This is a genomic window from Pseudoduganella rhizocola (genome assembly GCF_045984285.3).
Classification (GTDB): Bacteria; Pseudomonadota; Gammaproteobacteria; order Burkholderiales; family Burkholderiaceae_D; genus Rugamonas.
The window spans coordinates 1-12313 of sequence record NZ_JBJQIK030000023.1; the positions used below are offsets into that span (position 1 = coordinate 1).

A 12313-nucleotide genomic window follows, 5' to 3' on the forward strand; every position below is an offset into this window, starting at 1 on the left:
AGGCGACAACGTGTCGATCACCGTCAAGCTGATCAACCCGATCGCTATGGAAGAAGGCCTGCGTTTCGCAATCCGCGAAGGCGGCCGTACCGTTGGCGCAGGCGTGGTCGCGAAGATCATCGCCTAAGGAATTCCCGCCAGGGTCTAGCGCCCAACCGTGTTGGGTGCTAGAATTACGGATTCCACTGTAAGTTTTACGTAGGGGCGTAGCTCAATTGGCAGAGCGTCGGTCTCCAAAACCGAAGGTTGGGGGTTCGATGCCCTCCGCCCCTGCCACCGAATCTGGTGCAGGGCACCGAAAGTAAAAAGTTAAATGTCTAATCAATCCGTGCAAACCGTTGGCACGCCGGGCGATAAGCTCAAGGTGCTGCTGGCAGTGGTTGCGGTGATTGCAGGCGTCGTCGGGTTCTTCTACCTGGCAGGTCAACCATCCATTATGCGCGTCGCAGCGCTGGTGGGTGGTTTGCTTATTGGCGCAGGCATCGCTTACACCTCGACCACTGGCCGCGATTTCCTGAATTTTGCCAAGGAATCCGTCCGTGAGACCAAAAAGGTCGTCTGGCCGACCCGCAAGGAGGCCACGCAGATCACGCTGATCGTGTTCGCCTTCGTGGTGGTGATGGCAGTGTTCCTGTGGGGCACGGATAAATTGCTCGAATTCCTGTTGTACGACGTAATCCTGGGTTGGAAAAAATAATGAGCGATAACGTGCAAAACGAGGTGCCGGGCGAAGACCCGGCACAAGCGCTCAGCGTTCCAGTGAATAACAAGCGCTGGTACGTTGTGCATGCTTATTCCGGCATGGAGAAAAGCGTGCAGCGTGCACTGACCGAGCGCGTGGAGCGCGCCGGCATGCAGGACAAGTTCGGCCAGATCCTGGTGCCGACCGAGGAAGTGGTTGAAGTCAAGAACGGCCAGAAATCCGTCACCGAGCGTCGTTTCTTCCCTGGCTATGTGCTGGTGGAAATGGAAATGACCGATGACACCTGGCACCTGGTGAAGAACACCAGCAAGGTTACCGGTTTCATCGGCGGCAAATCGAACAAGCCGACCCCGATTCCTGCGCGCGAGATCGAAAAGATCATGCACCAGATGCAGGAAGGCGTCGAAAAGCCACGGCCGAAAGTGCTGTACGAAGTGGGCGAACAGGTGCGCATCAAGGATGGCCCGTTCACCGATTTCAACGGCAACGTGGAGGAAGTGAACTACGAGAAGTCGAAAGTGCGCGTCTCGGTCACCATCTTCGGCCGCGCAACGCCGGTCGAGCTCGAATTCGGCCAGGTCGAAAAAGTTTAAGCAGGAAGCGCCGAACGGAGCGTTTAATCCGCACGAGGAGCCCCGCCATGTGGCGGGGCGCTACTACTCAAACCAACGATAGGAAACGCCATCATGGCAAAGAAAATCATTGGCTTTATCAAGCTGCAAGTGCCAGCTGGTAAGGCAAACCCATCCCCACCGATCGGCCCGGCACTGGGTCAGCGCGGCCTGAACATCATGGAATTCTGCAAGGCGTTCAACGCGCAGACCCAAGGCATGGAACCAGGTATGCCGATCCCTGTGGTGATCACCGCTTTCGCGGACAAGTCCTTCACCTTCGTGATGAAGACCCCGCCAGCGACCTTCCTGATCAAGAAGCACTCCGGCGTGCAAAAAGGTTCGTCCAAGCCACATACCGACAAGGTTGGCAAGCTGACCCGCGCGCAAGCGGAAGAAATCGCAAAACTGAAGACCCCGGACCTGACCGCGGCTGACCTGGACGCAGCAGTGCGTACCATCGCCGGTTCCGCTCGTTCCATGGGCATCACCGTTGAGGGCATCTAATCATGGCAAAACTGTCCAAACGCGCTCAAGCCATCAAGGCTAAAGTAGACCGTACCAAAGTGTACGCTTTCGACAATGCTGTCGCCCTGATCAAGGAACTGGCTACCGCCAAGTTCAACGAATCGATCGACGTGTCCGTGCAACTGGGTGTGGATCCTAAGAAATCCGACCAGGTGGTGCGTGGTTCCGTCGTGCTGCCAGCAGGCACCGGCAAGACCGTTCGCGTGGCCGTGTTCGCTTCCGGCGACAAGGCTGAAGCTGCCAAGGCAGCCGGCGCCGACGTGGTCGGCATGGAAGACCTGGCGGAACGCGTGAAGGCCGGCGACATGCCGTTCGACATCGTGATCGCTTCGCCGGACACCATGCGTATCGTTGGTACCCTGGGCCAGATCCTGGGCCCACGCGGCCTGATGCCTAACCCGAAAGTGGGCACCGTGACCCCTGACGTGGCGACCGCCGTGAAAAACGCGAAAGCCGGCCAGGTTCAGTACCGTACCGACAAGGCCGGTATCATCCACGCCACCATCGGCCGCAAGTCCTTCAGCGACGCCGATCTGAAGACCAACCTGGTCGCCCTGATCGACGCCCTGAACAAAGCCAAGCCGGCATCGTCGAAAGGCGTGTACCTGCGCAAAGTGTCGCTGTCCTCCACCATGGGTGCAGGCGTGCGCGTTGACCAGGCTACCCTGGCTGCTTAAGTAAAGAATCAAGTCCCGGCAGCGTATTCGCCGGGCGCATCTTTGGGCTGGCAGGGGCAACCCTGCCAGGCAATCAAAGACCGTTGGGCTGGAAGCAGCAGGCAGGTTTCCGGTTAATCCGCGCAAGCGGCCCAACGCAGATGGTGTACCCGAACAAGTTTCGTAGTCCATTGGACTCCTAAACCTCGGACGCCGTTGTTCGAACCGATGTGCGGCATTTGCCAAACATCATTTAAGGAGGTTGACCGTGGGTCTCAATCTGAATGACAAAAAGGCCGTCGTCGCCGAAGTTTCCGCAAAAGTAGCAACTGCGCAAACTATCGTCGTGGCCGAGTACCGTGGCATCCAGGTTGCTCACTTGACGCAACTTCGTGCCAAAGCGCGTGCCCAGGGTGTGTACCTGCGTGTTCTGAAGAACACGCTGGCTCGCCGCTCTGTGGAAGGTACGCAGTTCGCCAACCTGGCTGATGAAATGACCGGCCCGCTGATCTATTCGATCTCGGACGACGCCGTGGCTGCAGCGAAAGTCATCAACGACTTCGCCAAAACCAACGACAAACTGGTCATCAAGGCAGGTAACTACGCAGGCAAGCAGCTGGATAAAGCTGCTGTGGCTGCGCTGGCGAGCATTCCTAGCCGTGAAGTCCTCATCTCGCAGCTGTTGGGCGTTATGCTGGCTCCGGTATCGGGCTTTGCACGTGGTCTGGCTGCTCTGGCAGCGAAAAAAGAATCCGAAGGCGCTGCAGCTTAAGCCCTGGTCTTTTTTCTCAAGTAATCAATTCTGTAGCACATAAATCTATTAGGAGTTTCAAATGGCAATTAGCAAAGACGATATCCTGAACGCAGTGAGCGAAATGTCCGTGATGGACCTGAACGAACTGGTCAAGGCATTCGAAGAGAAATTCGGCGTGTCCGCTGCTGCAATGGCTGCTCCAGCAGCTGGCGGCGCAGCTGGCGGCGCTGCTGCTGCTGAAGAACAGACCGAATTCAACCTGGTTCTGTCCGAAGTCGGCGCCAACAAAGTGGGCGTCATCAAGGCAGTTCGCGAAATCACCGGTCTGGGCCTGAAAGAAGCCAAGGACCTGGTTGACGGCGCACCGAAGACCGTGAAAGAAGCCCTGTCGAAAGCTGACGCAGAAGCCGGCAAGAAGAAGCTGGAAGAAGCTGGCGCCAAGGCCGACCTGAAGTAATTGTATTCTCCGGCGCCGGTAGTCCTTAGCGCCTGAGCCAAAGTTGCGGATCACCTTCCGGAAGGGAGGTGGTCCGGCTTTGGCTCCTTTGTCGTCTCTGTAGTATTTGTTTGTTGTTCCCGGCTTGAAAGCGTAGTGCCTTGAGGTTTGCGTTGTTTGAAATATAGCAAAAACAGCGAAAACCTGAAGTTTTTATCCTTTCCTGTCACTCACGGAGTGTCCATGCACTACTCATTTACTGAGAAGAAACGCATTCGCAAATCCTTCGCGAAACGCGCCAACGTCCACAACGTTCCGTTCCTGCTGGCAACCCAGCTCGAGTCTTACGAAAACTTCTTGCAGGAGCACACTCCGGTGGCTACCCGCAAGAACGAAGGCCTGCAATCGGCCTTCACCAGCATCTTCCCTATCGTTTCGCACAACGGTTTCGCACGCCTGGAGTTCCTCTCCTACGTGCTGGGCGACCCTGCCTTCGATGTGAAAGAGTGCCAGCTGCGCGGCCTGACCTTCGCGTCCCCGCTGCGCGCCAAAGTGCGCCTGGTGATCCTGGACAAGGAATCCCCGACCAAGCCGGTCGTGAAAGAAATGAAGGAGCAGGAAGTCTATATGGGCGAACTGCCCCTGATGACGACCACCGGCTCCTTCGTGATCAACGGCACCGAGCGTGTCATCGTGTCCCAGCTGCACCGTTCGCCGGGCGTGTTCTTCGAGCACGACCGCGGCAAGACGCACTCGTCCGGCAAGCTGCTGTTCTCGGCCCGTATCATTCCTTACCGCGGCTCCTGGCTGGACTTCGAGTTCGACCCGAAAGACATCCTGTACTTCCGCGTCGACCGCCGCCGCAAGATGCCGGTCTCGATCCTGCTGAAAGCCATCGGCATGACGCCGGAACAGATCCTGGCCAACTTCTTCGTGTTCGACAACTTCAACCTGCGCGGCGAAGGCGGCGAGCTGGAGTTCGTGGCCGAGCGCCTGCGCGGCGAAGTGGCGCGTTTCGATATCGTCAATCCTAAGGACGGCAAGGTCATCGTCGCCAAGGACAAGCGTATCAACGCCAAGCACGTGCGCGACATCGAAGCGGCCGGCATCAAGCACATCTCCGTGCCGGAAGACTACCTGCTGGGCCGCGTGCTGGCCAAGAACATCGTGGATCCGGAAACCGGTGAAGTGGTGGCCAACGCCAATGAAGAGCTGACCGAGGAAACCCTGGGCAAGCTGCGCGACGCCAACATCGCCACCATCCAGACCCTGTACACCAACGACCTGGACCAGGGCGCCTACATCTCGCAGACCCTGCGCATCGACGATACCGCCGACCAGACCGCTGCGCGCGTGGCGATCTACCGCATGATGCGTCCTGGCGAACCGCCAACCGAAGAGTCGGTGGAAGCGCTGTTCAACGGCCTGTTCTACAGCGCCGACCGTTACGACCTGTCCGCCGTGGGCCGCATGAAGTTCAACCGCCGCGTGGGCCGCGATGAACTGACCGGCGACATGACGCTGTCGAACGACGACGTGCTGGCCGTGATCAAGATCCTCGTCGAGCTGCGCAATGGCCGCGGCGAAGTGGACGATATCGACCACCTGGGCAACCGCCGCGTGCGTTGCGTGGGCGAGCTGGCCGAGAACCAGTTCCGCGCCGGCCTGGTGCGCGTTGAGCGCGCCGTCAAGGAACGCCTGGGCCAGGCCGAAGCCGACAACCTGATGCCGCACGACCTGATCAACTCGAAGCCGATTTCGGCTGCGATCCGCGAGTTCTTCGGTTCGTCCCAGCTGTCGCAGTTCATGGACCAGACCAACCCGCTGTCCGAGATCACCCACAAGCGCCGTGTTTCCGCACTGGGCCCTGGCGGCCTGACGCGCGAACGCGCCGGCTTCGAGGTGCGCGACGTGCACCCGACCCACTACGGCCGCGTGTGCCCGATCGAAACGCCTGAAGGCCCGAACATCGGCCTGATCAACTCGCTGGCACTGTATGCCCGCCTGAACGAATACGGCTTCCTGGAAACCCCGTACCGCAAGGTCGAAGGTTCCGTGGTCACCGACAAGATCGACTACCTGTCCGCCATCGAAGAAGGCCGCTACATCATTGCCCAGGCAAACGCCAAGATCAATGACAAGGGCCAGCTGATCGACGAGCTGGTGTCGGCGCGTGAAGCCGGCGAAACCATCCTGGTGTCGCCGGAGCGCATCCAGTACATGGACGTGGCCCCGGGCCAGATCGTGTCCGTGGCAGCTTCGCTGATTCCATTCCTGGAGCACGATGACGCGAACCGTGCACTGATGGGCGCCAACATGCAGCGCCAGGCCGTGCCTTGCCTGCGTCCTGAAAAGGCGCTGGTGGGTACCGGCATCGAGCGCACCGTGGCGGTCGACTCCGGCACCACCGTGCAGGCGCTGCGCGGCGGCGTGGTGGACTACATCGATGCAGGCCGCGTGGTGATCCGCGTGAACGACGAAGAGGCGCAAGCCGGCGAAGTCGGCGTGGACATCTACAACCTGATCAAGTACACCCGTTCCAACCAGAACACCAACATCAACCAGCGTCCTATCGTCAAGGTGGGCGACCGTGTGGCCAAGGGCGACGTGATCGCCGACGGCGCATCGACCGACCTGGGCGAGCTGGCACTGGGCCAGAACATGACCGTGGCCTTCATGCCATGGAACGGCCTGAACTTCGAAGACTCGATCCTGATCTCGGAAAACGTCGTGAAAGACGACCGTTACACCTCGATCCACATCGAAGAACTGAGCGTTGTGGCCCGTGACACCAAGCTGGGCGCGGAAGAAATCACCCGCGACATCTCGAACCTGGCCGAGAACCAGCTGGCCCGCCTGGACGAATCCGGCATCGTGTACATCGGCGCTGAAGTGCAGGCCGGCGACACGCTGGTCGGCAAGGTGACGCCAAAAGGCGAAACCCAGCTGACCCCGGAAGAGAAGCTGCTGCGCGCCATCTTCGGTGAAAAAGCATCGGACGTGAAAGACACCTCGCTGCGCGTGCCTTCGGGCATGGTCGGCACCGTGATCGACGTGCAGGTGTTCACCCGCGAAGGCATCCCGCGCGACAAGCGCGCCCAGCAGATCATCGACGACGAGCTGAAGCGCTACCGCCTGGACCTGAACGACCAGATGCGTATCGTGGAAGGCGACGCCTTCCAGCGTCTGGAAAAAATGCTGATCGGTAAAGTCGTCAACGGCGGTCCGAAGAAGCTGGCGAAAGGCGCCAAGATCACCAAGGAATACCTGGCCGATCTGGACAAGTTCCACTGGTTCGACATCCGCCCTGCGGACGACGACGCTGCCTCCGCGCTGGAAGCCATCAAGGAATCCATCGCCGAGAAGCGCCACCAGTTCGACCTGGCCTTCGAAGAGAAGCGCAAGAAGCTGACGCAAGGCGACGAGCTGCAGCCTGGCGTGCAGAAGATGGTCAAGGTTTACCTGGCCGTGAAACGCCGCCTGCAGTCCGGCGACAAGATGGCAGGCCGCCACGGTAACAAGGGTGTGGTCTCGCGTATCGTGCCGGTGGAAGACATGCCATACATGGCGGACGGTACCCCGGCCGACGTGGTGCTGAACCCGCTGGGCGTTCCATCCCGTATGAACGTGGGCCAGATCCTGGAAACCCACCTGGGCTGGGCAGCGAAGGGCCTGGGCCTGCGTATCGGCGAAATGCTGGCGCAGGAGATCAAGGTTGCCGAGATGCGCAAGTTCCTGACCACCGTGTACAACGAGACCGGCGCCAAGGAAGACATCGCATCGTTCAGCGACGACGAGATCATGAACCTGGCGCAGAACCTGAAGAAGGGCGTGCCGTTCGCGACCCCGGTGTTCGACGGCGCGCACGAATCGGAAATCCGCCGCATGCTGGACCTGGCGTATCCGGACGAAATCGCGGCCAAGCTGGGCATGACCCCATCGAAGAACCAGGTCACGATGTACGACGGCCGCACCGGCGAAGCCTTCGAGCGCAAAGTCACCGTGGGCGTGATGCACATGCTGAAGCTGCACCACCTGGTCGACGACAAGATGCACGCGCGCTCCACCGGTCCTTACTCGCTGGTGACGCAGCAGCCGCTGGGTGGTAAAGCCCAGTTCGGCGGCCAGCGCTTCGGTGAGATGGAGGTGTGGGCACTGGAAGCGTACGGCGCATCGTACGTGCTGCAGGAAATGCTGACCGTGAAGTCCGACGACGTGAACGGCCGTACCAAAGTGTACGAAAACCTCGTCAAGGGCGATCACGTGATCGATGCCGGCATGCCGGAATCGTTCAACGTGCTGGTGAAAGAGATCCGTTCCCTGGGTATCGATATCGACCTGGAACGCAACTAAGACATCAGCCGGCGCCGCTCCTCCGGGAGCGGCGAAAGATACGAATTTAATCACCTGGAGTGATACATGAAAGCCCTGCTCGATCTATTCAAGCAAGTACAGACGAACGAGACCTTTGACGCGATCAAGATCGGTCTCGCCTCGCCTGAAAAAATCCGTTCGTGGTCCTACGGCGAAGTCAAGAAGCCGGAAACCATCAACTACCGTACCTTCAAGCCTGAGCGCGACGGCCTGTTCTGCGCCAAGATCTTTGGCCCGATCAAGGACTACGAATGCCTGTGCGGCAAATACAAGCGCCTGAAGCACCGCGGCGTGATCTGCGAAAAGTGCGGCGTTGAAGTCACGCTGGCCAAGGTGCGCCGCGAGCGCATGGGCCACATCGAGCTGGCCTCGCCGACCGCCCACATCTGGTTCCTGAAGTCCTTGCCATCCCGCCTGGGCATGGTGCTGGACATGACCCTGCGCGATATCGAACGTGTGCTGTACTTCGAAGCATACGTCGTGACCGATCCAGGCATGACCCCGCTGAAGAAGTGCCAGATCATGTCGGAAGACGATTACGCCGCCAAGTACGAAGAGTACGGCGACGACTTCACCGCCTACATGGGCGCGGAAGGTATCCGTGAACTGCTGCGCTCCATCGACATCCACCGCGATGCCGAAACCCTGCGCGTGGAACTGAAGGAATCGAAGTCCGAAGCGAAGATCAAGAAATACGCCAAGCGCCTGAAAGTGCTGGAAGCCTTCCAGCGTTCCGGCATCAAGCCTGAGTGGATGATCATGGAAGTGCTGCCGGTGCTGCCGCCGGAACTGCGCCCGCTGGTCCCGCTGGATGGCGGCCGCTTCGCGACCTCCGACCTGAACGACCTGTATCGCCGCGTCATCAACCGTAACAACCGCCTGAAACGCCTGATGGAGCTGCGCGCTCCAGAGATCATCACGCGTAACGAAAAGCGCATGCTGCAAGAGGCAGTGGACTCGCTGCTGGACAACGGCCGCCGCGGCAAGGCGATGACCGGCGCCAACAAGCGTCCGCTGAAATCGCTGGCTGAAATGATCAAGGGTAAGGGCGGCCGCTTCCGTCAGAACCTGCTGGGCAAGCGCGTCGACTACTCGGGCCGTTCGGTCATCGTGGTGGGTCCGCAGCTGAAACTGCACCAGTGCGGCCTGCCGAAGCTGATGGCGCTGGAACTGTTCAAGCCATTCATCTTCAACAAGCTGGAACTGATGGGTCTCGCGACCACCATCAAGGCCGCTAAGAAGCTGGTGGAAATCCAGGAACCGGTGGTCTGGGACATCCTGGAAGACGTGATCCGCGAACACCCGATCATGCTGAACCGTGCACCAACCCTGCACCGTCTGGGCATCCAGGCTTTCGAGCCGGTGCTGATCGAAGGTAAAGCGATCCAGCTGCACCCGCTGGTCTGCGCGGCGTTCAACGCCGACTTCGACGGTGACCAGATGGCAGTGCACGTGCCGCTGTCGATCGAAGCGCAGATGGAAGCGCGCACCCTGATGCTGGCGTCGAACAACATCCTGTTCCCATCGAACGGCGAACCGTCGATCGTGCCGTCGCAGGATATCGTGCTGGGTCTGTACTACGCGACCCGCGAAGCGATCAACGCCAAGGGCGAAGGCATGATGTTCCCGGACGTGTCCGAAGTCATCCGCGCCTACGACAACAAGGAAGTGGAACTGGCGACCCGCATCACCGTGCGTATCGTCGAGAATCCAAAGGACCCGGCCACCGGCGAATTCGTGCGCACCCTGACGCGTTACGAAACCACCGTGGGCCGCGCGATCCTGTCCGAGATCCTGCCGAAAGGCCTGCCGTTCAGCGTGCTGAATCGTCCGCTGAAGAAGAAAGAGATCTCGCGCCTGATCAACACGTCCTTCCGCAAGTGCGGCCTGCGCGCAACCGTGGTGTTTGCCGACCAGCTGATGCAGTCGGGCTTCCGCCTGGCGACCCGCGCCGGTATCTCGATCTGCGTGGACGACATGCTGGTGCCGAACGAGAAGAAGACCCTGATCGCAACCGCCGAATCCGAAGTCAAGCAGATCGAGCAGCAGTACGCTTCCGGTCTGGTGACTGCGGGCGAGCGTTACAACAAGGTCGTCGACATCTGGGGCAAGACCTCGGACGAAGTCGGCAAGGCCATGATGGACCAGCTGAAAGTGGAAGACGTCGTCAAGCGCGACGGCAGCAAGACCACCCAGGAGTCCTTCAACGCGATTTACATGATGGCCGACTCGGGCGCCCGCGGTTCCGCGGCGCAGATCCGCCAGCTGGCCGGTATGCGAGGCCTGATGGCGAAACCGGACGGTTCGATTATCGAAACGCCGATTACCGCGAACTTCCGCGAAGGCCTGAACGTTCTGCAGTACTTCATCTCGACCCACGGCGCCCGTAAAGGCCTGGCGGATACGGCACTGAAGACCGCGAACTCCGGTTACCTGACCCGCCGTCTGGTGGACGTGACCCAGGACCTGGTGGTGATCGAAGACGATTGCGGCACCTCGAACGGCACGCTGATGAAGGCGATGGTCGAAGGCGGTGAAGTGATCGAAGCCCTGCGCGACCGTATCCTCGGCCGCGTGGCAGGCACCGACATCGTCAATCCTGAAACCCAGGAAACCGTGTACGAAGCCGGCACGCTGCTGGACGAAGACATGGTGGAAGAGATCGAACGCATGGGCGTGGACGAAGTCAAGGTCCGCACCCCGCTGACCTGCGACACCCGCTACGGCCTGTGCGCCAAGTGCTACGGCCGCGACCTGGGCCGCGGCCTGCTGGTCAACGCCGGCGAAGCAGTGGGTGTGGTGGCAGCGCAGTCGATCGGTGAGCCGGGTACCCAGCTGACCATGCGTACCTTCCACATCGGTGGTGCGGCATCGCGTGCAGCAGTGGCATCGTCGGTGGAAGCCAAGTCGAACGGCACCATCCGCTTCACCGCGACCATGCGTTACGTCACCAACGGCAAGGGCGCGCAGATCGTCATTTCCCGTTCCGGCGAAGTGCTGATCACGGACGACCATGGCCGCGAGCGCGAGCGTCACAAAGTGCCTTACGGCGCGACGCTGATCGTGAAAGACGGCATGGCTGTGAAAGCCGGCGCACCGCTGGCAACGTGGGACCCGCTGACCCGTCCGATCATCACCGAGTACGCTGGTACGGTGCGTTTCGAGAACGTCGAAGAAGGCGTGACCGTGGCCCGCCAGGTGGACGAAGTGACCGGTCTGGCGACGCTGGTGGTGATCGACGCGAAACGCCGTGGTTCGCTGACCAAGACCATGCGTCCGCAGGTGAAACTGCTGAACGACGACGGCCAGGAAGTGAAGATTGCCGGCACCGAACACGCAGTGGCGATCGGCTTCCAGGTCGGCGCGCTGATCATGGTGAAAGACGGCCAGCAAGTGTCCGTGGGTGAGGTTCTGGCGCGTATCCCGACCGAATCGCAGAAAACCCGTGACATTACCGGCGGTCTGCCGCGCGTGGCGGAACTGTTCGAAGCACGTTCGCCGAAAGACGCGGGCATGCTGGCGGAAGTCACCGGTACCGTGGCCTTCGGTAAAGAGACCAAGGGCAAGCAGCGCCTGGAAATCACCGACATGGACGGCAACAAGCACGAGTTCCTGATCACCAAGGACAAGCAAGTGCTGGTGCACGACGGCCAGGTGGTGAACAAGGGCGAGATGATCGTGGACGGCCCGGCCGATCCACAGGACATCCTGCGCCTGCTGGGTATCGAAGCGCTGGCCCGCTACATCGTGGACGAAGTGCAGGACGTGTACCGTCTGCAGGGTGTGAAGATCAACGACAAGCACATCGAGGTGATCGTTCGCCAGATGCTGCGCCGTGTGCAGATCACCAATGCCGGCGACACCGACTACATTGTCGGCGAGCAGGTGGAGCGTTCGGAACTGCTGGAAGAGAACGACAAGGTTGTGGCCGCGGGCAAACTGCCGGCGACCTACGAGAACGTGCTGCTGGGTATTACCAAGGCATCGCTGTCGACCGACTCCTTCATCTCTGCGGCATCGTTCCAGGAAACCACCCGCGTGCTGACCGAAGCTGCGATCATGGGCAAGCGCGATGGCCTGCGCGGCCTGAAGGAAAACGTCATCGTCGGCCGCCTGATCCCTGGCGGTACCGGCCTGGCCTTCCACCGCGCCCGCCGCGAGAAGGAAGTTTGGGAAGCCGAAGAACGCAACGCCCTGCTGCAAGCCGAACGCGCAGCAATGAGCGGCGCCGACATCGAAGCCACCGAAACC

At 60.3% G+C, this 12313-nt stretch carries 9 protein-coding genes and 1 tRNA gene; all 10 read left to right on the top strand.

Features of this window, described 5'->3' with window-relative positions:
* Window positions 1-127: EF-Tu C-terminal domain-related protein (locus ACJRPG_RS24700; protein ID WP_456057495.1), on the top strand; the 127-nt coding region annotated here is incomplete at its 5' end.
* 73 nt (window positions 128-200) lie between these two features.
* Window positions 201-276, top strand: a tRNA-Trp gene (locus ACJRPG_RS24705).
* A gap of 37 nt (window positions 277-313) precedes the next feature.
* Window positions 314-697 carry a preprotein translocase subunit SecE gene (gene secE, locus ACJRPG_RS24710; RefSeq protein WP_231766969.1) on the top strand — a complete coding sequence of 128 codons (384 nt, stop codon included), beginning with the start codon at window positions 314-316 and terminating at the stop codon, window positions 695-697.
* The gene (gene nusG, locus ACJRPG_RS24715) at window positions 697-1296 is read left to right on the top strand and encodes a transcription termination/antitermination protein NusG (RefSeq protein WP_408002769.1); all 600 of its coding nucleotides are present in this window, start codon (window positions 697-699) and stop codon (window positions 1294-1296) included. Before secE ends, nusG begins: the two co-directional genes overlap by 1 nt.
* 93 nt (window positions 1297-1389) lie before the next feature.
* Window positions 1390-1821, top strand: a complete 432-nt coding sequence (rplK, locus tag ACJRPG_RS24720; protein ID WP_130316656.1) for a 50S ribosomal protein L11 — start codon at window positions 1390-1392, stop codon at window positions 1819-1821.
* A 2-nt stretch (window positions 1822-1823) separates the two neighbouring features.
* The gene (rplA, locus tag ACJRPG_RS24725) at window positions 1824-2519 is read left to right on the top strand and encodes a 50S ribosomal protein L1 (protein WP_408002770.1); all 696 of its coding nucleotides are present in this window, start codon (window positions 1824-1826) and stop codon (window positions 2517-2519) included.
* A 247-nt stretch (window positions 2520-2766) separates the two neighbouring features.
* On the top strand, window positions 2767-3270 hold the full coding sequence (rplJ, locus tag ACJRPG_RS24730) for a 50S ribosomal protein L10 (protein ID WP_408002771.1): 504 nt from the start codon (window positions 2767-2769) through the stop codon (window positions 3268-3270).
* A gap of 61 nt (window positions 3271-3331) precedes the next feature.
* Window positions 3332-3709, top strand: coding sequence for a 50S ribosomal protein L7/L12 (gene rplL, locus ACJRPG_RS24735; RefSeq protein WP_179676079.1), 378 nt, complete (start codon window positions 3332-3334; stop codon window positions 3707-3709).
* A gap of 222 nt (window positions 3710-3931) precedes the next feature.
* The gene (gene rpoB, locus ACJRPG_RS24740) at window positions 3932-8041 is read left to right on the top strand and encodes a DNA-directed RNA polymerase subunit beta (RefSeq protein WP_408002772.1); all 4110 of its coding nucleotides are present in this window, start codon (window positions 3932-3934) and stop codon (window positions 8039-8041) included.
* 66 nt (window positions 8042-8107) lie between these two features.
* The coding region (gene rpoC, locus ACJRPG_RS24745; RefSeq protein WP_408002773.1) for a DNA-directed RNA polymerase subunit beta' at window positions 8108-12313 on the top strand (4206 nt) is incomplete at its 3' end.

Coding starts and splice junctions, on each gene's coding strand:
- rplA (WP_408002770.1), top strand. CDS start 1,824: ATGGCAAAACTGTCCAAACGCGCTCAAGCCATCAAGGCTAAAGTAGAC.
- nusG (WP_408002769.1), top strand. CDS start 697: ATGAGCGATAACGTGCAAAACGAGGTGCCGGGCGAAGACCCGGCACAA.
- secE (WP_231766969.1), top strand. CDS start 314: ATGTCTAATCAATCCGTGCAAACCGTTGGCACGCCGGGCGATAAGCTC.
- rpoB (WP_408002772.1), top strand. CDS start 3,932: ATGCACTACTCATTTACTGAGAAGAAACGCATTCGCAAATCCTTCGCG.
- rplL (WP_179676079.1), top strand. CDS start 3,332: ATGGCAATTAGCAAAGACGATATCCTGAACGCAGTGAGCGAAATGTCC.
- rplK (WP_130316656.1), top strand. CDS start 1,390: ATGGCAAAGAAAATCATTGGCTTTATCAAGCTGCAAGTGCCAGCTGGT.